The sequence below is a fragment of the Streptomyces sp. NPDC090442 genome (assembly GCF_044769405.1).
In the GTDB taxonomy this organism is placed as follows: Bacteria; Actinomycetota; Actinomycetes; order Streptomycetales; family Streptomycetaceae; genus Streptomyces.
In genome coordinates this window covers 95711-117471 of the sequence record NZ_JBIVXW010000023.1, presented here as the reverse complement: position 1 = coordinate 117471, position 21761 = coordinate 95711, and the positions used below count along the sequence as shown (strand labels likewise).

At 75.8% G+C, this 21761-nt stretch carries 19 protein-coding genes and 1 tRNA gene; 7 read left to right on the top strand and 13 right to left on the bottom strand.

Features of this window, described 5'->3' with window-relative positions; all coding sequences use genetic code 11:
• Positions 1 to 24: 24 nt before the first annotated feature.
• Positions 25 to 1854, bottom strand: coding sequence for a putative bifunctional diguanylate cyclase/phosphodiesterase (locus ACIQU6_RS18315; RefSeq protein WP_403482645.1), 1830 nt, complete (start codon positions 1852 to 1854; stop codon positions 25 to 27).
• A gap of 403 nt (positions 1855 to 2257) precedes the next feature.
• Between ACIQU6_RS18315 and ACIQU6_RS18310 the strand changes: the two genes are divergently transcribed.
• A complete protein-coding gene (locus tag ACIQU6_RS18310) occupies positions 2258 to 3463 on the top strand; it encodes a M6 family metalloprotease domain-containing protein (protein WP_403482644.1) in 1206 nt (401 codons plus the stop codon).
• A gap of 84 nt (positions 3464 to 3547) precedes the next feature.
• On the opposite strand, the gene ACIQU6_RS18305 is transcribed toward ACIQU6_RS18310, so the two are convergent.
• From ACIQU6_RS18305 to ACIQU6_RS18280, 6 genes are all read right to left on the bottom strand, one after another.
• Positions 3548 to 3621: transfer RNA gene (locus tag ACIQU6_RS18305), tRNA-Lys, on the bottom strand.
• A gap of 56 nt (positions 3622 to 3677) precedes the next feature.
• On the bottom strand, positions 3678 to 4319 hold the full coding sequence (locus tag ACIQU6_RS18300) for a bifunctional DNA primase/polymerase (protein WP_403482643.1): 642 nt from the start codon (positions 4317 to 4319) through the stop codon (positions 3678 to 3680).
• Between the two features lie 172 nt (positions 4320 to 4491).
• A complete protein-coding gene (locus ACIQU6_RS18295; protein WP_403482642.1) occupies positions 4492 to 4875 on the bottom strand; it encodes a hypothetical protein in 384 nt (127 codons plus the stop codon).
• Positions 4876 to 5370: 495 nt separating this feature from the next.
• Positions 5371 to 6729: an AAA domain-containing protein gene (locus ACIQU6_RS18290; protein WP_403482641.1), complete on the bottom strand. Its 1359-nt coding sequence runs from the start codon at positions 6727 to 6729 to the stop codon at positions 5371 to 5373.
• Between the two features lie 52 nt (positions 6730 to 6781).
• Positions 6782 to 8329, bottom strand: coding sequence for a hypothetical protein (locus tag ACIQU6_RS18285; protein ID WP_403482640.1), 1548 nt, complete (start codon positions 8327 to 8329; stop codon positions 6782 to 6784).
• Positions 8320 to 9522, bottom strand: coding sequence for a hypothetical protein (locus ACIQU6_RS18280; protein ID WP_403482639.1), 1203 nt, complete (start codon positions 9520 to 9522; stop codon positions 8320 to 8322). The genes ACIQU6_RS18285 and ACIQU6_RS18280 overlap by 10 nt, the downstream gene beginning before the upstream one ends.
• Before the next feature lie 311 nt (positions 9523 to 9833).
• Here ACIQU6_RS18280 and ACIQU6_RS18275 point away from each other — a divergent pair, with 311 nt between their 5' ends.
• Positions 9834 to 10427, top strand: a complete 594-nt coding sequence (locus ACIQU6_RS18275) for a histidine phosphatase family protein (protein ID WP_274915572.1) — start codon at positions 9834 to 9836, stop codon at positions 10425 to 10427.
• 14 nt (positions 10428 to 10441) lie between these two features.
• On the opposite strand, the gene ACIQU6_RS18270 is transcribed toward ACIQU6_RS18275, so the two are convergent.
• Entirely contained in the window at positions 10442 to 11857 is a 1416-nt protein-coding gene (locus tag ACIQU6_RS18270) for a tetratricopeptide repeat protein (RefSeq protein WP_403482638.1), read from the bottom strand.
• 213 nt (positions 11858 to 12070) lie between these two features.
• On the opposite strand from ACIQU6_RS18270, the gene ACIQU6_RS18265 reads away from it, so the two are divergent.
• Complete coding sequence (locus ACIQU6_RS18265) at positions 12071 to 12556, top strand: hypothetical protein (RefSeq protein ID WP_403482637.1); 486 nt, start codon at positions 12071 to 12073, stop codon at positions 12554 to 12556.
• Between the two features lie 72 nt (positions 12557 to 12628).
• On the opposite strand, the gene ACIQU6_RS18260 is transcribed toward ACIQU6_RS18265, so the two are convergent.
• From ACIQU6_RS18260 to ACIQU6_RS18245, 4 genes are all read right to left on the bottom strand, one after another.
• On the bottom strand, positions 12629 to 13882 hold the full coding sequence (locus ACIQU6_RS18260; protein WP_403482636.1) for a glycosyltransferase: 1254 nt from the start codon (positions 13880 to 13882) through the stop codon (positions 12629 to 12631).
• A gap of 133 nt (positions 13883 to 14015) precedes the next feature.
• Positions 14016 to 15461 (bottom strand): sugar transferase, encoded by a 1446-nt coding sequence (locus ACIQU6_RS18255; RefSeq protein WP_403482635.1) that lies wholly within the window; start codon positions 15459 to 15461, stop codon positions 14016 to 14018.
• Positions 15458 to 16636, bottom strand: a complete 1179-nt coding sequence (locus ACIQU6_RS18250) for a glycosyltransferase family 4 protein (RefSeq protein ID WP_403482634.1) — start codon at positions 16634 to 16636, stop codon at positions 15458 to 15460. The genes ACIQU6_RS18255 and ACIQU6_RS18250 overlap by 4 nt, the downstream gene beginning before the upstream one ends.
• A 64-nt stretch (positions 16637 to 16700) precedes the next feature.
• The gene (locus ACIQU6_RS18245) at positions 16701 to 17285 is read right to left on the bottom strand and encodes a hypothetical protein (RefSeq protein WP_403482633.1); all 585 of its coding nucleotides are present in this window, start codon (positions 17283 to 17285) and stop codon (positions 16701 to 16703) included.
• A 229-nt stretch (positions 17286 to 17514) separates the two neighbouring features.
• Here ACIQU6_RS18245 and ACIQU6_RS18240 point away from each other — a divergent pair, with 229 nt between their 5' ends.
• Together ACIQU6_RS18240 and ACIQU6_RS18235 are read left to right on the top strand one after the other, a co-directional pair.
• The gene (locus ACIQU6_RS18240) at positions 17515 to 17814 is read left to right on the top strand and encodes a chaplin (protein WP_403482632.1); all 300 of its coding nucleotides are present in this window, start codon (positions 17515 to 17517) and stop codon (positions 17812 to 17814) included.
• A 159-nt stretch (positions 17815 to 17973) separates the two neighbouring features.
• The gene (locus ACIQU6_RS18235; RefSeq protein ID WP_403482631.1) at positions 17974 to 18834 is read left to right on the top strand and encodes a spermidine synthase; all 861 of its coding nucleotides are present in this window, start codon (positions 17974 to 17976) and stop codon (positions 18832 to 18834) included.
• 30 nt (positions 18835 to 18864) lie between these two features.
• On the opposite strand, the gene ACIQU6_RS18230 is transcribed toward ACIQU6_RS18235, so the two are convergent.
• Positions 18865 to 19416, bottom strand: coding sequence for a hypothetical protein (locus tag ACIQU6_RS18230; RefSeq protein ID WP_403482630.1), 552 nt, complete (start codon positions 19414 to 19416; stop codon positions 18865 to 18867).
• Between the two features lie 118 nt (positions 19417 to 19534).
• Here ACIQU6_RS18230 and ACIQU6_RS18225 point away from each other — a divergent pair, with 118 nt between their 5' ends.
• Both ACIQU6_RS18225 and ACIQU6_RS18220 read left to right on the top strand, forming a co-directional pair.
• Positions 19535 to 20245: a response regulator transcription factor gene (locus ACIQU6_RS18225; RefSeq protein ID WP_403482629.1), complete on the top strand. Its 711-nt coding sequence runs from the start codon at positions 19535 to 19537 to the stop codon at positions 20243 to 20245.
• On the top strand, positions 20242 to 21666 hold the full coding sequence (locus tag ACIQU6_RS18220) for an ATP-binding protein (protein ID WP_403482628.1): 1425 nt from the start codon (positions 20242 to 20244) through the stop codon (positions 21664 to 21666). Before ACIQU6_RS18225 ends, ACIQU6_RS18220 begins: the two co-directional genes overlap by 4 nt.
• The last annotated feature ends 95 nt before the right edge of the window (positions 21667 to 21761 follow it).

Genomic DNA, 21761 nt, shown 5'->3' with positions numbered 1-21761 from the left:
GCACGACGCGGGGCGCGCGACGGCTCAACCGCACGCGCGCCCCGCGTCCAACAGCGCCTCCACCCGGTCCGGGGCCACCGGCCGGGAGTACAGCCAGCCCTGCCCGGTGTCGCAGCCGATCCGGCGCAGCCGCTCGGCCTGCTCGGCGCTCTCCACGCACTCCGCGGTCACCGTCAGCCCCAGCCGGTGCGCCAGCGCGACCAGCGCCTCCACGATCATCTCGTCGGCCGGATTGGGATGTTCCTGCGAGCGGAAGCCGTGCACGAACGACCCGTCCAACTTCAGCGCGGACACCGGGAGTCGGCTGAGGTAGGCGAGGTTGGAGTAGCCGGTGCCGAAGTCGTCGATGGCGATCCGCACGCCCATGTCGCTCAGCGCCTGCAGCGCCTGCAACGGCCGGCCCGCCGACCCCATCACCGCCGACTCGGTCAGCTCCAGTTGCAGCAGCCGCGGCGGCAGCCCGGTCTCCGCCAGGATTCCGGCCACGTCCGCGACCAGGTCCGAGTCCCACACCTGACGCACCGCCACGTTCACGCTGACGAACAGCGGTTGGTCCCCGGGATGCGCCAACTGCCAGGCCCGCGCCTGATAGCAGGCCCGCGAGAGCACCCAGCGCCCCAGCTCGACGATCGCGCCGTTCTCCTCGGCCAGCGCGATGAACCGATTCGGCGACAACACCCCGAACTGCGGGTGCCGCCACCGCACCAGCGCCTCCACGCCCTCCGCGCGGCCGTCCCCCAGCCCCACCAGCGGCTGGTACTCCAGCGTGAACTCCCCGCGGTCCACCGCCGGCCGCAGCGTGCTGGACAGCGCCTGCCGGGTCATCCGGTGGGCATTGCGCTCCGGGTCGAAGAGCGTCCAACGGGCCTTGCCGTCCTCCTTGGCCCAGTACAGCGTGGTGTCCGCGGCCTGCATCAGCCCCGTCGCCGTCGTGCCGCTGGCCGCCCGCTCCACGACACCGATGCTCGCCGACACCGACAGCCGCTGCCCCGCCAGGTCGAACGGCCGCTGGAGCGCGTCCAACACCGACTGCGCCAGCTCCGCCACCTGGTCGGTGCCGGTGGAGTCCTCCACCAGCAACGCGAACTCGTCGCCGCCCAACCGGGCCACCAGATGCCCACCACGGCCCGACCCGCGCTCCGTGGCGTGCTCCGCACAGCGCGTCAGCCGCTGGGCCACCGCGCCCAGCAGCCGGTCGCCGACCCGGTGCCCCAGGGTGTCGTTGACCGCCTTGAAGCCGTCCAGGTCCAGGTAACACAGCCCGATCCGGCCGGTGCCCGCCCGGTCGAAGGCCGCCGTCTCCAGCGCCGCCGAGAGCCGCTCGAAGAACAGCGCGCGATTGGGCAGCCGGGTCACCGGGTCGTGCATCTGCAAGTGCCGCAATCGGGCCAGCAGATCGTGCCGGTCGCTGATGTCCGCGGCCGACAGCAGGACCCGCTCCTCGCCGCCCAACGGCCCCTCGGTGACCGGCTCGACGGTCACCTCCACCCACACCGACGTCCCGTCGGACCGTTTCAGCCGCCGGGTACAGCGCAGCCGGTCGCTGCGCCCGCACAGCACCTCGCGGTAGGCCGTCCACACCCGCGGATCGGCCCCCAGGTCGGCGAGGTCCGCGGCGGTGGCCGCCACCAGGTCGTCCGGGTCGGTGCCGACCAGCTCGCCCAGCGCGGGGTTGGCCGCGAGCACCAGCCCGTCGCGGTTGAGGACCGCCATCGGGAGGCTCGCGGCGTGGAAGGCGGCGCGGTAGTCGCCGAGCGAGGCGGCGGTGCCGTCGCAGCGCGCCGAGGCGTCGACGGCGCCCCGGTGAGCGGGCCGGGCATCCGATTCTTTGGTCGCACCCTCACGGTCCGTCACCGAGGGCAGTGTCGCTCCGGGCGTGCGGCCCGTGCTGTCGGGGTGTCCGCTCACTGCTCGCTCCCGCATGGCGCTTGTCTCGTGACGGAGGGGGGACCTCGCCCTGGAAAGTGTGGCGATCATAGAGGCTGGCCCGAGGGCCGATCCAGCGACGAAGCCGTGACCATCCGCACGCATGACGGAAGTTCAGCCAATTCTGCCCGGCTCTGTTCATCCCGATTGCCCCTTTAGTCGCTTGTGACTTTCCGTTACGGAGCAAGGGTGGCGCGCTCGTCACCCATATGGGCTGCCATATCAGGACGAAGAGCATGAAATCACCTCAGGGTAGATGGGTGTCCCGAATCCGTCCCTGGAGGTCCACGTGCCGCGCGCCCAGACACCCCACGGGGTGGACCGCCGACGCATGCGGCGCGTCGCAGCCGTGGCCACTTCCCTGAGCGCGCTGATCGCCACCTCCATCGTGACCGGCCCCGCCACCGCCTCCGAGGCGGCCCTCTCCTGCGCGTTGGGACGCACCGACGCCCACCACTCCGAGGGCGTCGACAGCTGGAACTCCGCCTACCCCCGCCCGGACCACACCCTCCACGCGGTGATGATCTTCCTGTCCTTCCCGGACGCGAAGCCCGCCACCAGTCCCCAGCAACTCTCCGGCGACTACTTCCCGGCCACCTCCCGCTTCTTCGAACGCGCCTCCTACGGCAGGTTCCACCTCCGTGCCCACGTCCAGAACCGCTGGGTCCGCATGCCCCGCCCCTCCACCTGGTACGGCATACAGCGGGACTGGGACTCCGGGCGCCGGACCACCTACCTCCGCGAGGCGGTCGCCGCCGCCAACCCCACCGTCGACTTCAGCCGCTACGACCTCATCTACCTCGTCGCCGACCCCAACGCCCCCGGCGTCGACTCGGACGCCACCAAGGTCGTCAACCTCGACCAGCCGATGCACGCCGACGGCGTCGAACTCCGCCGCTTCGTCACCGTCTTCGAGCACAGCCCGCCCGACCGCAACGTCCTCGCCCACGAGACCGGCCACGTCTTCGACCTCCCCGACCTCTACCACCGCCCGGAGAACGGCCGCGGCGACTGGGACACCCACGTGGGCGACTGGGACCTCATGGGCAGCCAATTCGGCCTGGCCCCCGAGCCGTTCGCCTGGCACAAGTGGCGCCTGGGCTGGATCACCGACGGCCAGGTCGACTGCGTCAACCCCGACCGCCCCCGGATGCACACCCTGCGCACCCTCTCCGCCCCCGAGGCCCCCGGCGAACACCGCCGCCCCCGCCTCCTCGTCGTCCGCACCGGCCCGGACAGTGCCCTGGCCATGGAGGCCCGCGGCGCCGAGGGCAACGACCGCACCCTCTGCACCGAGGGCGTCCTCGTCTACCGCGTCAGCAGCTCCACGGCCTCCGGTTCGGGACCGGTGAAGGTGCTCGACGGCCACCCCGGCACCTCCGCCTGCTGGGGCACCTCGGTCAACCCGCCGCTCGCCGACGCCCCGCTCGGCGTCGGGGAGAGCATGAACGACCGCGAGGACGGCGTGCGCATCCAGGTGGAGGGCCGGACCGGCACCGGTGAATGGGCGGTCAAGGTCACGCGCAGCACTCCCTGACGTCCCGGCCGCGTCCCTCCTCGGCCACGACGGCGTCCGGATACGCCGAAGGCCCCCACCGGAGTGGGGGCCTTCGACTGTCTGTGCGCCGCCAGGGACTCGAACCCCGGACCCGCTGATTAAGAGTCAGCTGCTCTAACCAACTGAGCTAGCGGCGCCTGCTGACGGGGAAAACATTAGCATCCTGGCCGGGGAGGGCAAAAATCGCTTCCGCTCAGCCGCCCGCGAGCGCGGCATCCGCGCCCTGAGCAGCGGGTTCGCGGTGCGGGCGGGCGGTCTCCCGGTCCGCGCCGAGCGCGCTACGGGCGGCCCGTACGCAGGCCCACAGCAGGACGTCCGGCCCCGGCAGCCAGGGCTCGCGGACGTCCGGCGCCACCAGCCAGCGCGATCCGGCGGCCGCGGGCTCCCCGGGATCCCCGTCGTCCCCGCGGGCGGCCTTACGGGGGCGGGGGTGCAGCGGCGGCACCGTCACCGCGTCCCCGCCGCCGTGGCACAGCAGCGGCGGAACGGCACTGCCCCACTCCTCCCACGCCAGCAGCGCGGGCAGCCGGTGGGCGGTGCCGGGGGCCGCGAACAGCAGGATCCGGGCCCGGTGCGCGGCCACCGGGCCCGACCCGGGGCCGGCCGACCACAGGCGGTCCACCATGCGTCGCCCGAAGAGCGCGGGGGCGTCGATCACGTCGAAGGCCACCCCGCACGGCAGCACGCTCGGCGCGGTCGGCCGCTCCGCCCACAGCATGTGCATGCCCTCGGGGTGCGGGCTGGCGGAGGCGAGCCAGTCGGCCCCGGCGAGCGTCACGTACGCCGTGGTGGGGAAGGCGAGGTTCCGGGGAGTCTCAGGCAGCCAGTCGCTCATGGGACAGGTCTACCGATTCCCGCGACCCCCCATGCCTGATTGCCGGAAACCGGGACAGCTCGGCGGGCCGGGGAGTATCTTCCCCTTCCCGCATATGCCAACGGCTCATGATCTTGAGGCGTGGGCGTGGGCGTGGGCGTGGGCGTGGGCATGAGGCGGGGGCGGTCGCGGCTCAGTCGCGGTCGGGCGGGAGGGTGCCGCCGCTGCGCAGCAGGCTGTGGCCGAACTCGACCATCTTCTGCGCGTAGTCCTCGGTCCAGTCGGCCCGTTCGGCGACCGCCGCCAGTGGCAGCCGGTCGAAGCGGCCGGGGTCGGTGAGCTGGGCGGCGGCGATCGCCTGGAACTCCGTGGCGCGGTCGGCCGCGGCGCGGAAGGCGAGCGTCAGCTCGGTCGCCCGGCCGAGCAGGGCGCCGGGGTCCTCCAGCGACTCCAGCCCGAAGAAGTGCTCGGGGTCGGTGGTGGCCTCGGGCGGCTCGAACAGGAGCTGCGCGGGCCTCATGCGGCGGGGGGCGGGTGCCGTACCGCGTGGATCGGGAGCCGGCTGCGGCTCGGACATGTACCTACCTCCGTGGTTGTCTGCCGCAATCCATTGTCGCGCCTCGCGCAAGGGGGCCGGCTTCCCGCGTGGGGGTGGGTTGGCTCTTCCGCCGGGCCCTGGTGGTTTTGGGCTGGTCGCCGTGGCGGCGGGAGGTGGGTTGGGGGGCGTTGCTGGTCGTTGGCTTCCCGTCGTGGGGGCTTGCGCCTTTCGGCTTCTCGTCGTGGGTGGGGCCGGAGGGGCTGTCCCGGGGCACTCCCCCAGCCTTCGGCCGGTAGGTGCCCCCGCGGTGCGGGCGCCTCTGGTCGGTCAGTTGAGGAATGCCCGGGGCTTCGCTTCGGATCCTGCGGGCGCACCCCGGGACGGCCCCTCCGGCCCGCGCCGTCGCCGGCTCTCCGCCGGCGGGACCGGTCCGGCCGTCCGCTGGCCGTTGGCGGGCGTTGTTGTCGGCCCTCCAGTGGTGGGCCCGGCGGGCTGCTGGTCGTCGGTGGGTGTCGTGGGGGCTTTCCGGTGGACTTACGGGCGCAGGGGGACTCGGTGTTCCGCGAGGTGGGCCAGGACGGCGTGGTTGGCTTCCCAGCCGTCGGGGAACTTGACGGTGACGCCCAGTTGGACGGGTTCCGTGGCGGGGTGTTCGTCGAGGAGGTCGGCCACGCCGGCGCGGCAGACGACGATGCAGGCGTGGCGGTGGCGGGAGGCGAGCACGCAGAGGCGGCCGGTCTCCAGGTGGAAGGCGGTTGCGTCGGGGCGGCCGGAGAGCGGGTGGAGGACGACGGTGACGTCGAACTCGCGGCCCTGGAGGCGGTTGGCGGTGTCGACGGTGACGCCGGTCACGCCGAGGTCGGTGAGGGCGGCGCGGACCGCGGCGGCCTGGTCGCGGTGGGCGGTGCCGACCGCGATCCGGGCGGCGGTCAGCGGCGCGGGCGCGTCGGACTGCTCGCTGGTGGCGGCGCCGCCACGGTCCAGGAGGCGGCGGACGACCAGGGCGAGGGCGCGGACCGCCTCCGGGTCGGTGCGCGGGGTGTGCCGGGCGGGGAGCTCCAGGAGGCCCCAGCCGGACTCGGCGGCCTCGTCCAGGACGCGGTCGACGGGCGAGCCGTCGCCGGGGACGCCGAAGGCCAGGTGCCGGTCGTCGGGCCCGGTGCCGCTGCGGAACGGGGTGTAGGGGTAGAAGGCGCTGGAGACCAGGGGCGCGGCGGTGGCCGGTAGGCGCCAGGAGACGGGGAGGCGGTGCTGCGGCAGGTCCGGGTTGTGGGCCAGGAGCGTGGCGACCGCGCTGGCGGAGGGGTCGTAGGAGAGGCCGGCCCACTGGTCGGCGCCGACGACGCTGAACGGGTCGAGCTGGCCCGGGTCGCCGACGAACAGGGCCCGTTCGAAGAGGCCGGCGACGCTCAGCAGCGCGTCGGACCGCATCTGGTACGCCTCGTCGACGATGGCGTGCCGCCAGGGCTCCTCGACCTTGGTGTAGGCCCACTTGGCGGCGGTGGAGACGACCACGTCCTGGGTGACCAGGTCGGCGATCTTGGCGGAGGTGCGGACGGCGGGGAGTTCGGCGAGGGCGGGGTCGTGGGCGCCGGGCTCGCTGGAGTGGAGCCGGCCCACGGGGAGGTCGGGGTCCTTCGCGGCGAGGCGCAGGACGAGGTCGTCGACCTGGGCGTTGGTCTGCGCGACGATCATCAACCGGCGGCCGGCGGCGGCCAGTTCGCGGGCGGCGCGGACGACGAGGGTGGACTTCCCGGCGCCCGGCGGGGAGTCGACGACGACGCCGCGGCGGGTGCTGTGCAGGGTGTCGTGGAGGATCGCGTCGGTCGCCGCGGCCGCCGCCGCGGCGGGGTCGGTCGGCGGCGGGGCGGGCAGGGGCGGAGGGGGCGTCATGCCGGGGCGCTCCCGAGGAGTCGGTTGGTGGGTGGTTGGTGGGGCCGGTGGGTCAGAGGAAGTCCTCTGGGGTGACCGGGTCGGTGGTGGGGGGCGTGTCCTCCGGGGTGGGCGGGGGGCCGCCGTGCGTCCAGGGGGTGTCCTCCGGCTCCGGGAGGCCGGGGCCGCCGCGCGGGGCGTGTTCGAAGAGCGTCCAGCACAGGGTGTCGCCGGGGTCGGGGACGGTGCCCGCCTCGGGGGTGCGGCCGCGGCCCATGCCGCCGGTGAGCCGGATGACCGGCGCGTCCTCGGCGTCGGCGGCGTAGGCGACGAACTCGGCGGTCTGGGCGCGGCCGTCGGGGAGCGGGCGGTACAGCCTGGTGCCGTCCGCCAGTTGGGGGCGGTCGCCGGTGTGCAGCGTCACCAGGGGGCGCGGCATCGGCCGCTTGCCCTCGGAGAACGCCGTCTCGACGGCGGTGACGGTGCCCTGGAGCGCCTCGCCGGCCAGCCGGCGGGCGGCCATCACCAAGGGGTCGTCCAGGGCTTCCTGGGCGTCCAGTTGGGCCTGGGCGGCTTCCCGGGAGGCCAGCTTCCGGGCGGCGGTGACCGCGTCGTCCCGGGTGGGCTGCGGCGGCTCGCCGGCGCGGATGCGGTCGCGGTGGGCGGTGTAGGACCAGCGGTCGCGCTTCCAGCGGTCGGGGGCCCGGGTGCCCTCGGGGAGGGTGCGGAGCAGGTCCAGGCCCTGCCAGACGGCGTCCCAGGTGGGGCGGAGCTGGCTCTCGACGAGGGCGCGGAGGTCCTCTTCGGCGCCGGGGGTTCGGGCGTCGTAACGGGCCATGGCGGGCGCCAGCAGCCGGTTGTCGAACGCCGGGTCGGTGGCGGGGCCGGCGGGCGGGCAGCGCAGTTGACCGTCCGCGTCGCGGGCCGCCTCGGCGAACTCGGCCGCCCGTTGGGCCGGTACGCCGGGCGGCGGGGCGATCCAGGCGAGCAGCGCGCCCAGGTGCTGGTCCTCCAGGACGCTCTGGCCGGTCGCCCAGTGGCGGGTCAGCAGGTCGGTCATGGCCAGGAGGAGGCAGGAGCCCGGTACCCGGGCCCGCTCGCCGAGGTGGGTGAACCAGCGGCCGAGCAACGGGACATGGGGCGGGGCGGGGTAGGGGGTCTCCGGGTCCTGTTCGGTCGTCCGCCGGAACCGCATCGAGCGGCCCAGGAGGCGGACGTAGTCGATGCCGGCCCCGCTGGGCACGATCAACTGGGGCGCGTCCGTGCACAGTTCGACCTGTACGGGGACCTTCTTGCCGGTCTCGGCGTCGGTCTCCTTGCGCTCCTCGAACTCGACGTCGTCGGCGAAGCCGTCCACGTAGGGCAGCACCGCCTCGGCCAGGTCGGCGAGGAAGGCGAACCGCAGGTCGCGGTCGCGGGGTTGGGGGACGGTCAGCAGCAGCGGCTTCTCCCAGTCGGTGCCGACCAGGGCGCCCAGGGGAGCGCCGGCCTCACCGGCGGTGGTCAACGGGACGAGGACCAACGGGCGGGCGGAGAGGTGGCGGTGGCGGACCGTGGCGAGCGGCTGGGCGCGGCCGGCGGCCACCGCCTCCATCCGGGCCAGCGTCTCGATCAGCGACATGCGTCCGTCTCCTCCTGGGGCGCGGTGTGCGCCCTCGGGGCGGCCAGGGCCTCGGCGCGCAGGGCGGCGGCGGTGCGCAGGGCCCGCACGGCCGGGTCGTCGGGGTCGGGGCCCGGGGCGCCGGCGGCGGCCGCCAGTGCCTCCTCGATGGTGCGCAGCCCGCCCAACTCGCCGCGGGCGCCACGCCCCAGGGACTCGACGGAGCCGTCCTGACGGGAGCGCTTGCGGCAGTGGAAGGCGAGTTCGCAGGCGGCCAGGCATTCGGGGGCGTAGGCGGCGGAGACCGCCTCCACCGCCTCGGTCAGCTCGGGCGCCGGACGGGTCGCGGTCCGGCCGTCGTCGGCGAGCCCGAGGTCGAAGGTGGTGCCCTCCGGGGGCGCGGCGGCGATCTCCTCGACGCGGGTGAGGCGGGCCAACTGGCGGCGGGTGGTGGCCAGTTGCTTGCGGACGTCGACGGGGGCGGCGGTGGGGAGGTTGGAGAAGTCCTTGGGGCAGACCAGCAGCACCCGGTCGCGGACGCGGGCGGGGCGGCCGGTGTGCGCCGCGACGCGCTCCGCCACCGCCTCCAGGGCGAGGACGTAGACGGCCGACTGCCGGGCGGCGGCGCCGACCTTGGCGGCGTCCGCGGCCCCGTCGATCATCGGGAATGACTTGATCTCGACGACGGTCCAGGTGCCGTCCGGATGCACCACCACGGCGTCCGGCTCCAGGTAGGCGGGGGAGCCGGCGACCTCCATGGCCAGCAGCGGGTGGTCCAGCAGCGCCCAGCCGCCGGCCGCGGTGGTCTCGCGCAGCGCCAGGGCGGTGCGCGCCGCCCGGCCCTCGGGCCCGGACGCGGACAGGTCGGGGCGGGCCACCGCGTCGTCCTCCGGGAGAGCGGCGCCCGGAGCCAGCCGCTCGCAGACCAGCCGCAGCAGCTCCGCGCCGCCGTCGGCCTTCACCCGCGCCTCGAAGGAGTTGCCGCGGACCAGCGCGAACTGGGACTGGCCGTAGGCCGCGGGGGCGCCCAGCGCGCGGGCCAGGCCGGCCTTGTCGACGCCCGCGCCGTCCAGCAGGGCCCGGCGCCGGCAGCCGGGGTTGGCGGCGAGCGCGGCGAGCGCGCGGGCGTCCAGCGGCCGGGGGCGCACGCCGGGGCCGCGCAGTTCGGTCAGGCGCTGGCGCAGGCTCGGAACGGGCGCCGGGTGCCCTCGCATCGGCTCCCCTGGGCCACCCGGTGCAAGCACCGGCTCCACTGGAGCGGCTGCCGCCGCGCCGCCTGAGGACGGGGCCCCCGGTGGGGCCGCCGCGGGTCGGCTTTCGCGGGAAACGTTCACCCGCCGAAGTGTGGCACCTGGCGCCCGCCACACCGGAACCGGCTCCGCCGCGACGGCCGCCTCCGGGCCGCTCCCCAGGGAGCGCGGGTCGGGTTTCGGCCAGGTGCGCGATGATGGAGGGCCGCGGTCAGCGCCGCCCGCGCCCAGCGACCCACGACGACAAGCCGGGAACCCGGCGAGAGGTACGACCCATGGCACCGCGCATTCTCCTGGCCAGGCACGGGCAGACGGAGTGGTCCGTCTCCGGCCGGCACACCGGACGGACCGACATCCCGCTGCTCGACGAGGGGCGGCAGGGCGCCAAGCTCCTGGGCGAGCGGCTGCACCGCGCCCCCTGGGACGGCCTGCCGGACGTCGAGGTCCGCACCAGCCCCCTGGTGCGCGCCAAGGAGACCTGCGAACTGGCCGGTTTCGGCGCGCGGGCCCAGGAGTGGGACGCGCTGCTGGAGGTCGACTACGGCGCGTACGAGGGGCTGACGCCGGCGCAGATCAAGGCCGGGCGGCCGGGCTGGCTGATCTGGCGGGACGGGGTGCCCGAGGGCGAGACGCTCGCCGAGGTCGCCGCGCGCGCGGACGAGGTGGTGTCCTGGGCGCGCTCGGCCGACCGTGACGTGCTGGTCTTCGCGCACGGCCACATCCTGCGCGTCCTGGGGGCGCGTTGGCTGGGACTGGACGTCTCGTTCGCGGCCCGGCTCCGCCTGGCGCCGACGTCCCTGTCGGTGCTGGGCTGGGCGTACGGCGAGCCGGCCGTGGAGAGTTGGAACGAGACCGGCCACCTGGAGTGAGGCGGCGGGGCGCGCTAGGCCCTGGCGCGCCCCACCGGTGTCGTCGCGTACCGCTCCAGGAAGTCGGCGACCGGGCCGTGGTCGCGGTACGGGCCGAGCACCCGGGCGGTGCCGTTCAGTATGGCCCGGATGCGGGCCGAGCGGACCTGGGTCAGCAGGGTGAGGACCCGTAGGGCGGCCGTGGCGGACTCCTCGGCGAGGCCGCCGGCCGCGAGGTTGCCGGCCAGTTCGGCGGTGAACAGGGCGATGTTCCGGGTGAAATGGGGGTCTTGGAGCGCCACCGCCCGCCGCGCGTGCTCCGCCGCGCGCCCCTTCTCGCCCAGCGCCGACCAGCACTGCGCCGTGAGGCCCGCCAGTTCGGCCTCCCCGTAGAAGCTCATCCACTCCGGGTCGCGCTCGCCGGGCCCGGTCGCGAACAGTCGCTCGGCCCGGACCAGGGTCTGCTCGCAGCCGGTGCGGTCGCCCAGCCCCGCCCAGCCGCCGGCCTCGCGCAGCGCCAGCAGCGACCGCAGCCGGGGTGATCCGAGCCGCTTGGCGGCCTGTTGGGCGGCCTGTGCGGCCCGCACCGCCTCGCGCGGCCGGCCGGCGTCGCGGGCCAGGAAGGCGGTGTTGCAGAACGCGTGCGCCTCCAGGGCGGCGTCGCCGCAGACCCGGGCGGTGGACAGCGCCTCCGCGTAGTGCGAGCGGGCGTCGTCGAGGCGGCCGGAGTCGTGCGCCAACCAGCCCACGGAGATGGCCAGTTCGCCGGCCCCGGCGTGCAACCGGTCGTAGACGGAGCGGCGTTGGATGCCGGCGTCGAGCAGTTCGTAGGCGGCGCGCAGCGGTTGGACGGCGCGCTGGTAGAGGCCGTCGGCGCCGTGCCGGTCGTCGAGCAGCCGGATCTTGCGGACGGCCTCCTCGACGGCGGTGGCCTCGGCGGCGCCGGCCTGGGTGCCGGGGGCGGTGCGGGGTCCGGGCACGGTCGCGGCGCCGGCCAAGTCGTCGGGGCCGGTCGGGCAGAGGCCGGCCAGGCCCAGGGCGGCCGCCGGGCCGCCGGTGATGAACGCGCGACGTAGCACGTCGCTCTCCTCGGAGTTCTGGATACGGGTATCGCGGTGGTCGGTTGCCAGGGGCGTGGCGGCCCCCGTCCGCGCCCCCCGTCCGCGGACCGTCTCCCGCGGCGCGAACCCCATGTCGGGGAGCGTCAGCCCCGGGAACATGTGCCGGAACACCCGCTCGTAGGCGTAGTTCGGGCACCGGATCTCCCCGGACTCGACGCGGCCCACGTAGCGGGCGTCGCACGAGACCCGTTCGCCGATCTCACGGGCGGACCGGCGGACCGCCGCCGCGAACTCGCCGGGCGACAGTCGGCCGCGCAACTGCCTGAAGGCGGTGTTCGGGCGGGCGGGGGCGGTGCGGGACGACGCTGAACGTGGAGCTTGCGACGCCATGGCGGACCTCTCCGTGCCCTGTTGTGCCATCGTGGCCTCGCCGCGTCCTGGCGGTGCGGCGGGGACGACCGTACCCGCTGTGATGGGTCCACCACCCTGGGTTTGGCGACAAACCGGAATATCTCACCCGTGATCTGCCATGAAGCGCCATCCTTTGCAGCGTTCCGCCGCCGTAGCCGTTGACGCGTTTTCCCGTTGGAGACGGTGTAAAGGGTGTGGCGCGTGCAGGAGGAGGGGTTCTCCGTGTGGGAGACCGGCGTCGGCAGGGGCGGCAGCGGGTCCGCGGGACGGGTCGCGGACCGCGAGGGGTGCGGCGCGACCGTGGGGAGCGCCGCCCGGCCCTGTGACCTGGTCACGGTGCCGACCCGGCAGGGGCTGGAGGCGGTGGACATCCTGCGGCTGCGGGACGGCGTCGGCCCGGTCCTGCACGACGGCGCCTGCGACACCCTCGGCTTCCTGGTCCCGCCGGGGACGGCCGACGGCTGGGACGTGCCGGGCAGCGCCTGTACGCAGACGTCGGGACGCGGGGTCCGCTTCGGCGGGCCGGACGACGGGGCCGTGGCGGAGCCCCCGGTGAAGGGCACCGGCTGGCTGGTGCCGCCGGAGGGGGCGTACGCCGACGCCACCGACCCGGTGGTGCTGCGGGCGGCGTTGGGCGAGGCGGCCCGCACGATCGAGGCGGTCGACCGCTGCCAGTGAGGCGACGCACAGAACGGTGGAGGGGCGGCTCGGGCCGCCCCTCCACCGTTCTGTGCTCCGACCGCCTCGCCGTCAGCGCTTCGAGAGCGAGTGTCCGTCGGGCTCCGGCGCGGGGGACGGATCGGGCAACGAGACGCCCGGGGGCAGGCCCTGGGCCGGGGGTCCGGCGGGCGGGGCGGGGTGATCGGCCGCCGGGCGGGACCGACGGGTCGCGGCGAGCGCCCGGTCGTAGACGGCCATCAGCTCCTGGGCGCTGCGGTCGATGTCGTACCGCCGCACCACCGGCGGCACCGGCAGCCGGTCCGCGCCGTCGCGCCGCAACTCCCGCAGCGCGGTGGCCAGTTCGTGCACGCCGGGGCTGACCCGGCGGGCGCCGGGGGCCTGGTCGGCGGGCAGGTCGTCGACGGCCGGGCAACTGCCGTAGAGGACGGGCAGCCCGGACGCCAGGGCCTCCAGGGCCGCCAGCCCGAACGCCTCGTCCGGGGACGGCGAGACGAAGACGTCGATGGCCGACAGCAGGCCGGGGATGTCCGGCCCGTCGCCGGCCGCCGGCCCGTCCGCGCCACCGCGGGCGCCGAGCAGGTGGATCCGGTCGCCGGACCCGAACTGCCCGGCCATCCGCCCCAGCATCTCCCGCTCCGGCCCGTCGCCGGCCAACATCAGGTGTACGCCGGGGAGTTGGGTGACCGCCCGGACCAGCACGTCGAACCGTTTGCCGGGGACCAGACGGCCGGCGCCGCCGACCACGAACGCGTCGGGCGGCAGGCCGAGTCGGGCTCGGACCGCGTCCCGGGCGGCGGGGTCGTGGGCGAAGCGGTGCGCCTCGATGCCGTTGGGCACCACGTGGAGCCGCGACTCGGGGACGCCCCAGCGGCGCAGCCGGGCGGCGACGGTGTCGGAGACCGCGACGGTGGCCGAGCCCAGGCGCTCGGTGGCCCGGTACAGGGTGCGGACGCCGCGGGTCAGCCGCCGGCCCTCGATGACCGCGTCGCCCAGCGAGTGTTCGGTGGCGACCACGGCGCGGACGCCGGCCAGCCGGGCGGCGATCCGACCGTAGACGCAGGCCCGGTAGAGGTGGGTGTGGACGAGGTCGGGGCCGCTGGCGCGGATCAGGCCGGCCAGGCGGGGGAGTGCGGACAGGTCGCGGTGGCCGGTCATGTCGAGGTGGGTGACGGGGGTGCCGTCCGCCTCGATGGCCTCGGCGAGCGGGCCGGGGGCGGTCAGGGTGACGACCTCGCAGTGGGCGGGCAGCCGGCGCAGCAGCAGCCGCAACTGCTGCGCCGCGCCGCCCACTTCGAGGCCGGTGATGACGTGCAGGACTTTCACCGGATCCCTCCAGGGGTAGCGGCCGGGGTGGCCTGGTCGGCGGCCGGATCGGCCGCGTCGGGGGGCAACGGACGGCGGTGTGGCGGGCGGGGGCGGCGGCCGGCGGGCGCGGGGCGGGCCGGCGCGCCCGCGGTCATCGGCCCTCCCTGCGGAGCAGCCGCCGGGCCGTCGCCCGCAGCAGGATCCGCAGGTCCGCGCCCGGCGACCAGCCGTCGGCGTAGCGGGCGTCGAACCGCGCCCGGTCCTCGGCGCTGGCGCCCTCGCGCAACCCGTGCACCTGCGCCAGGCCGGTGAGGCCGGGCGGCATCGCGGTGGCCCGGTCGGGGTGGCGGCGGACCAACTCGGCGGCGCGCGAGGGGCGTTCGGGGCGCGGACCGACCAGGCTCAGCTCGCCGCGCAGCACGTTGAACAGCTGCGGCAGCCCGTCCAACGAGGTGGCGCGCAACCACCGGCCGAGGCGGCCGGGCCGGGCCCCGGGGCGCGCGGTGCGCAGCCGCAGCAGGGCGAAGCGGCGCCCGTCCCGGCCGGCCCGGTCCTGCCGGCACAGCACCCCGGGCCCGTCCGCCAGCCGGACCGCCAGCGCGCAGGTGGCCAGCAGCGGCGCCGTCAACAGCAGCGCCGCGGAAGCCAGGACGAGGTCCAGGGCCCGTTTGGCCGGGCCGCCGGGCCGGCCCCGGCCGGTGCGCAGCGGCCGGCAGGCGAACCCCCACAGGTGCCCGGTGCCGGGCGCCGGCGGCTGCCCGTCGTGGCCCGCGGCGGCCCCGGCCAGCCAGACGGCCGCGCCCTGCCGCAGGAACCGGTGCAGCAGCGCCGCGGTGTACGGGTCGCTCTCCGGCGGCAGGAGGAACACCGCGTCGCGGACGGTGTGCCGGATGACCGCGCGGGTCAGCGCCTCGGACGAGCGGAGCAGGGGCACCGTGGCGCCCGCCCCGGTCCCGTCGGGCGCGGCCGGCCCGGTGGGCACCACGCCCACCGGGCGCAGTCCGTATTCCGGGTGCGCCACCAGGGCCGCGGCCAGTTGCCTGGCGGTCGGCTCCGGGCCGACCAGCAGCGTCGACCGCGGCCGGCGCCGGGCGGCGGCGCGCCGCGCCCGGTACACCACGGCCCGCCCGGCGGCCGCCAGCACCGCCTGGAGGACCACCCCGGCGGGCAGCGCCATCGGGCCCAGCGCCCGCCCCGGTTGCAGCGCGGCCAGCGCCGCGGCCACCGCGCACCAGCCGGCCGCGGCCCGCCCGAGCAGCGGCGCCAACTCCTCCAACGCGGCCGGGGCCGGGCCGGGGCGGTGGAGCCCGGCCCGCGCGGTGAGCAGCAGCAGGACCGGCACCAGCCCGGCGAGCAGCGCCGGATCCGCGCCCACGAGGAGGACCGCGCCCGCGGCGGCCAGCGCATCGGCCGCGGCCAGCAGGACGGGGACGGCGCGCCGCGGCACGGCTCGCCCGCCCCGCGCCGCGGACACCGGGGCGGGCGCCGCGCCCCGGCCCGTACGGACCGGCGCGGCGGGCCGCGGCAGCGCCCCGGCCGGCGGCCTGGGGTCCCGCCCGGCGCGGGCCGGGGGAGTGTGCGCGCGCCCGGCCGTCATCGCCCGGCCCGCGCCGCGGTCAGGACGGGCGGCACGGCGAGCAGCTCCCGGTAGACGTTCAGCACCGCGCCCGCCGTCCGCTGGGCATCGTGGGCCATCCGTACGTGGTCCCGCAGCCGCTCGCCGAGCGCGCTTCGTCGTTCGGGATCGGTGAGCAGGGCGGTCAGGGCCCCGGCCAGCGCGGCCGGGTCGCCGGGCGGCACCAGGCAGGCGTCGACGGCGTCCGGCGGCAGGCACTCCCGGGCCCCGCCGACGTCGCTCAGCACCACGGGCCGGCCGCACGCCATCGCCTCCAACGGGGCCAGCGCCGTCCCCTCCCAACGGGACGGCAACACCACCAGGTCCGCGGCCCGGTACCAGCCGACGGTGGTCTCGGCGGCGCCGGCGAAGACCACCCCGGGCGGCGCGCTCCGCTCCAAGGCCACCCGGTCCGGCCCGTCGCCGACCAGCACCAGATGGGCGCCCGGCACCGCCGCGACCACCTTGGGCCAGGCCCGCAACAGCGTCGACTGGCCCTTCTGCGAGCACAGTCGCGCCACGCACACCACCAGCGGCGCCCCGGCCGGCACGGCGTCGCACAGCGCGGGCAGGGAGTCGCGCAGTTCCTGCCGGGCGTCGTCGTCCCCGGGGGAGAACCGCCGCAGGTCCACGCCGTTGGTGATCACCACCCACCGGCCCGCCAACCGGGCGGCCGTCCCGCGTGCCCGTTGGGCCTCGCTCGCGCACAGCACCCGGTCGGTGCAGCGCACCACCCGCCGCTCCCGGGCCTCCCCGGCCCGCACGGTCAGCGCGCCGGCCGCCTCGAACGGCCAGCAGTGCGGCTGGTACACGGTCGGGATCCGCCCGCGCACCGCCAACCGGGCGGCGGCCCCGGCCCGTGCGCCGTGTACGTGGACGAGGTGCGGGCCGGTGCGCCGGACCAGTCGGGCCAGCCGCCGGGCCCCGGACAGCGCCGCCCCGAAGGCGCCGGCCGGCCACAGCACCACCTCGGCACCCGCGGTGGCGGCCGCCGCGTGCAGGGTGCCGCCGGGCGGCGCGGCCACCACCACCCGCAGCCCGGCCGCCACCTGCGACCGCACCAGGCCGGCGACGACATGGGCGAGCCCGCCGTCGACCGACCGGGACACATGCAGGACCGTGAGCCGCTCCTGGGGCGGCAGGTCTGGTGGCAACACGCGCACTGCTCCCCTGATTACCGAGCCGTCAGAACGTTCACGGGAATTTCCGGCGCCTTCTCGCTCAGTGCCGCAGATCGGCCTGGAGGAAGAGCGCGCCGAGAAAATAACCCGCCTTTCGGGTGGTGCAGCGGAATGCCGACCGATCGCGCCCGGACCAGGGCGCGGTCGTCGTGTCGAGGACCTCGGAATCGAGGCCGGGAGCGTTGCGGCAGGCGGGCGTGCCGGGCCGCTTCCGGTCGAAATCCGAATGGCGTGGGGTCGCCGCCGCATTCGCCGGTTCGGCGGAATGCCGGGGCACGACTGGAGTAATCCGGTCGGCCCGGGCGGAGATTCCGCTCCCGATTCCGGGCGTTCCGTGGTACGCGACGACGCCGGCCCGCTCCCGGGCGTGCGCGGGAAGGGGGCGCTCGCCCAGCGCCTCGCCTCCGTCCCACACCGCCGCCGGCCGCCGCGGCACGGCGCGGCGGCCGGGCACCCAGGAATCGGCGGCCCGGGCGACGCCGCCGTGCCCGGTCGCGGGGCAGCGCTCGGCGAAAGGAATTCGGGAGGATTCCCGCGGGGGCGGGGCGGCCACTGCCGAAGTCGGCGGGGCCGACAAAGCCGGGGCCGCGACCGCGCATACGGCGTCGCGCCCGGTGCGGTCCATCGACTTCCGCATGTCTTCTCTCCGACTTCAATCAGTCAAACAGGAGAGCACTCTGACAGAAATCATGTTGGAAATCGCGGCAGGCACGCCGCGCTGCGGTCCGGGTTTCCGATCCGGGGAATACCAGCCAGACAGCCTAATGAATGAGCCCAAGAGGTAACGGCCGTATCCGTGACCCATATTGTTCGTTGTGTCCGATGCCCCATTCGCGAACTGAAAGGAGAATGGGATGAAGCGGTTCATCAAGACCGCCGCGATGGCCGCGGTCTCGTCAGCCCTGGTGCTGGGGGGCGCGGGTGTCGCAACCGCCGGCGACGACGGTGGCCACCACGGGCGTCAAGGCCGGCACCACCACGGCCACCACGGCCGGGGCGCGCACGCGAAGGGCTTCGCCGCGCACTCGCCGGGCGTCCTCAGCGGCAACGTCATCCAGATCCCGATCGACATCCCGATCAACGTGTGTGGCAACAGCATCGACGTGATCGGGCTGCTCAACCCGGCCTTCGGCAACCACTGCCTCAACAAGTGATCCGACGCCGGTCCCAAGGGACATCGGACCGGCCGGGGCTCCTGGCATGACAGGGGTGGACCGCCCACGGCCCGAGGCCGCCGGGCGGTCCACCACCCGGCCCCCGCACAGCGCCTGACCAGCGAATTCGCCACCGGGGTGGCACGCCATACTGGTGACATGGGAAGAACCAGGCGCGGGCGTGGCGGCCCGGAGTCCGTCACCGGCACGGTCGGTGGCGGCATCGCGGAACTGCGGCCCGACCAGGACCGGCCGCGCGGATGGACGCTGTTGATCGACGGCGCCCCGCAGTCCCATGTGGACCTCGACGACCCGGCGTATCTGGAATTCTCCTACCAGCGGCGGCTCGGCCACATCGCCGACCTGGCCGCCCCGCCCGGCACGCCGCTGCGCGTCGTCCATCTCGGCGGTGGCGCACTGACGTTGGCGCGGTACATCGCCGCGACCCGGCCCCGCTCCACCCAGCAGGTCGTGGAGATCGACGCCCCGCTGGTCCAACTGGTCCGCGAGCGGCTCCCGTTGGAGAGCGCCTGGCGGATACGGGTGCGCGGCGCGGACGCCCGCGCCGGACTGGCCAAGATCCCGGACGGCTGGGCGGACCTGGTCATCGCGGACGTCTTCGCCGGGGCCCGCACGCCCGCGCATCTGACCAGCGGCGAATTCGTGGCGGAGGTGCGGCGGGCGCTCCGGTCCGGCGGGCTCTACGCGGCCAACCTCGCCGACGGACCGCCGCTCTCGTTCCTGCGCGGACAGATCGCCACCGTGCACACCGTCTTCCCCGAGCTGGCGCTGACCGCCGAGCCGGCCGTGCTGCGCGGCAGGCGGTTCGGCAACGCCGTGCTGCTCGCCGGGGACCTGCCGCTGCCGGTCGGGGAGTTGACCCGGCGGGCGGCCGGCGATCCGCACGCCGGCCGGGTCGAGCACGGCCGGGCGCTGCTGGACTTCACCGGCGGCGCGGCCCCGGTCACCGACGCCACCGCGGTTCTCTCCCCGGCTCCGCCCGCCGGCGCCTTCAGGTGACAGTGGCCTGGTGGACCGTCAGCTTCCCAGTCAGGTGGTGCGGTTGAGGGTTTCGACCACCGGCGGGTGGCCGTTCCAGGTGCAGATCACCGAGGTGTGGGCGCCGTTGCCGGTGAAGTCGACGCGGAGCCACTGGTCCTGCTTCCAGACCTGCATCTCCCAGCCCGGGTTGGGGGTCGCCGAGACCAACTCGGCGGAGTCGTTGCCGAGGGAGAGGACCACCCGGCCGCCGGGGGTGGCGTAGTTGTGGACCCGGCCGCCGGTGGCCGGGGGCGCGTTGGTGCCCGGGGGGTTCGTGGGGGTGGCGGCGGGGCTGGTGGTGCGGTACGGGGCGGTGGTCCGTGCCGGGCGGTCGTCGGAGGACGGGGTGGGGCTCGCGGACGGCGGGGCGGACGGTTTGGGGCGGTGCGTGGAGGAGACCTGCGGCAGGGCCGAGGAGTCCACCTGGTCGGACAGGGGCAGCGCGCGCGGCGCGTCGTAGGCCGTGCCGGACAGCACGGTGTGCACGCCGAACCACGACAGGGCGACCGCGGCGCCGGTCGCCAGCGTCCAGGCCGCCGCGTGAACCAGACCTCGTTGCATCTGCGTCATCTTGCCGCACCCGTAGGGCCGCTCGCAGCCCGCCCGGCACCGGGGGCGGCGGCGTCCGGTCGTCAACCTCGGGGCGGGAAACCCGCTCGTATGGCGTACGGTGCGGCCCATGGCACGAGTGCTCGTCGTCGAGGACGACCCGTTCGTACGCTCCGCGCTCATCCGGCACCTGACCGAGGCCGGGCACGCGGTGCGCAGCGTCGCGACCGCCCTGGAGGCGCTGCGCGAGGTCGCGCACGTCGGCTTCGACCTGGTCGTCCTCGACCTCGGGCTGCCCGATCTGGACGGCGGCGAGGCGCTGAAGATGCTGCGCGGCATCACCGACGTCCCGGTGATCATCGCCACCGCGCGGGACGACGAGGCCGAGATCGTCCGGCTGTTGAACGACGGCGCCGACGACTACCTCACCAAGCCGTTCTCGGTCGAGCACCTCTCGGCCCGGATGGCCGCCGTGTTGCGCAGGTCCCGGGGCGCCGCCCCCGGGGCGGAACCGCCCTCACGAGTGATCCGGGTCGGCGGGCTGGCCATCGATCCGCTGCGCCGCCAGGCCGAGTTGGACGGCGCCGCGCTCGACCTGACCCGCCGCGAGTTCGACCTGTTGGCCTTCCTCGCCGAGCGCCCCGGCGTCGTCGTCCCTCGCAAGGAGATCCTGGCCGAGGTGTGGCGGCAGTCCTACGGGGACGACCAGACCATCGACGTCCATCTGTCCTGGCTGCGCCGGAAGTTGGGGGAGACCGCCGCCCGGCCGCGGTACCTGCACACCCTGCGCGGCGTCGGCGTGAAGCTGGAGCCCCCCGCGGTGAGGGGCGCCGCGCCGTGAGGTGGGCGCTGGTGAAGGTGGCCCTGGCGGTCACCACGATGGTCGTGGTCGCGTTCGCCGTCCCGTTGGGGCTGGTGGTCAAGGAGATGGCGTCCGACCGTGCCTACGGGGGCGCCGAGCGGCAGGCCGCCGCCCTCGGGCCGGTGCTCGCCATCACCACCGACCGCACCCAGCTCGAACGGGCCCTGGCCAGCGCCGAGACCGGCCCCGGCGAGCGGATCGGCATCCACGTCCCGGCGGGTGCCCAGGGCGGCGGGCCGGCCGAGATCGGCGCCCGCCGGGCCGCCCCCGCCGACATCGCCGCCGCGGTCCGGCTCGGCCGGGCCTCCATCGCCCAGGTGCCCGGCGGCACCGCGCTGCTCCAACCCACCGCGGTCGCCTCCGGCATCGCCGTCATCGAGGTGTACGTCCCCGACGCCGCGCTCACCAACGGCGTGGCCACCTCCTGGGCGATCCTGGCCGGCGTCGGCCTGGCGCTGGTGATCGGCTCGGTCGCGGTCGCCGACCGGCTCGGCACCCGGATGGTGCGCCCCGCCGGGCGACTGGCCGTCGCCGCCCACGACTTGGGCCGGGGCGACCTCGGCGTCCGCGTCCGGGAGGACGGCCCGAAGGAGCTGCGCTCGGCGGCCAGCGCGTTCAACTCCATGGCCGACCAGGTCGTCCAACTGCTGGCCAACGAACGGGAGTTGGCCGCCGACCTCTCGCACCGCCTGCGCACCCCGCTGACCGTGCTGCGGCTCAACGCCGCCTCGCTCGGCGACGGCCCGGCCGCCGAGCAGACCCGGGCCGCCGTCGAGCAGTTGGAGCGCGAGGTCGACCAGATCATCCGCACCGCCCGCGCCCAACGGGAGCAGAGCGCCCAGGCCGCCGCGGTGGCCGGCTGCGACGCCGCCGAGGTGATCCGCGAACGGATGGACTTCTGGTCGGCGTTGGCCGAGGACGAGGGCCGCACCGTCCGGGTCGCCGGCGCGGACCGCCCGGTGCGGGTCCCGGCCGCCCGCCCCGACCTCGCCGCGGCCCTGGACGCCATGCTCGGCAACGTCTTCCGGCACACCCCCGAGGGCACCGCGTTCGCCGTCGACGTCCACAACGCCGACGACGCGGTGATCGTGCTGGTCTCCGACGCCGGGCCGGGCATCGCCGACCCGGCCGCCGCGCTGCGCCGCGGCCACGGGGGCGGCGGTGCGGGCTCCACGGGGCTGGGCCTGGACATCGTCCGCCGGCTCGCGGAGTCCACCGGCGGCGACGTGCGGATCGGCCGCTCGGTGCTCGGCGGCACCGAGGTCCGGGTCTGGCTGGCCCTGGACAGCCGGCGCGCCGCCGGCGGCACCCGGCGCGGGCACCGGCTGCGCCGCCGGCTCGGCGCCCGCCGCCGACGGGGTGCCCGCCCCGCGCCGGACGCCGGGGACCGTCGGCCTTAACCGCCCCCTTCGGCTTCCTTAACGCGGCCATAAGTCCCCCAACCGCCGTACCGAAACCGGCATTTGTCCGTTTCGCTGCCGCTAGCGTGCGGGGC

Bases quoted from the DNA above. Each gene is read 5' to 3' on its own strand.
- ACIQU6_RS18310 (WP_403482644.1), top strand. From the start codon at position 2,258: ATGCGGCGCGTCGCAGCCGTGGCCACTTCCCTGAGCGCGCTGATCGCC.
- ACIQU6_RS18300 (WP_403482643.1), bottom strand. From the start codon at position 4,319: ATGAGCGACTGGCTGCCTGAGACTCCCCGGAACCTCGCCTTCCCCACC.
- ACIQU6_RS18295 (WP_403482642.1), bottom strand. From the start codon at position 4,875: ATGTCCGAGCCGCAGCCGGCTCCCGATCCACGCGGTACGGCACCCGCC.
- ACIQU6_RS18290 (WP_403482641.1), bottom strand. From the start codon at position 6,729: ATGACGCCCCCTCCGCCCCTGCCCGCCCCGCCGCCGACCGACCCCGCC.
- ACIQU6_RS18285 (WP_403482640.1), bottom strand. From the start codon at position 8,329: ATGTCGCTGATCGAGACGCTGGCCCGGATGGAGGCGGTGGCCGCCGGC.
- ACIQU6_RS18280 (WP_403482639.1), bottom strand. From the start codon at position 9,522: ATGCGAGGGCACCCGGCGCCCGTTCCGAGCCTGCGCCAGCGCCTGACC.
- ACIQU6_RS18275 (WP_274915572.1), top strand. From the start codon at position 9,834: ATGGCACCGCGCATTCTCCTGGCCAGGCACGGGCAGACGGAGTGGTCC.
- ACIQU6_RS18270 (WP_403482638.1), bottom strand. From the start codon at position 11,857: ATGGCGTCGCAAGCTCCACGTTCAGCGTCGTCCCGCACCGCCCCCGCC.
- ACIQU6_RS18255 (WP_403482635.1), bottom strand. From the start codon at position 15,461: ATGACGGCCGGGCGCGCGCACACTCCCCCGGCCCGCGCCGGGCGGGAC.
- ACIQU6_RS18245 (WP_403482633.1), bottom strand. From the start codon at position 17,285: ATGGACCGCACCGGGCGCGACGCCGTATGCGCGGTCGCGGCCCCGGCT.
- ACIQU6_RS18240 (WP_403482632.1), top strand. From the start codon at position 17,515: ATGAAGCGGTTCATCAAGACCGCCGCGATGGCCGCGGTCTCGTCAGCC.
- ACIQU6_RS18235 (WP_403482631.1), top strand. From the start codon at position 17,974: ATGGGAAGAACCAGGCGCGGGCGTGGCGGCCCGGAGTCCGTCACCGGC.
- ACIQU6_RS18230 (WP_403482630.1), bottom strand. From the start codon at position 19,416: ATGCAACGAGGTCTGGTTCACGCGGCGGCCTGGACGCTGGCGACCGGC.
- ACIQU6_RS18225 (WP_403482629.1), top strand. From the start codon at position 19,535: ATGGCACGAGTGCTCGTCGTCGAGGACGACCCGTTCGTACGCTCCGCG.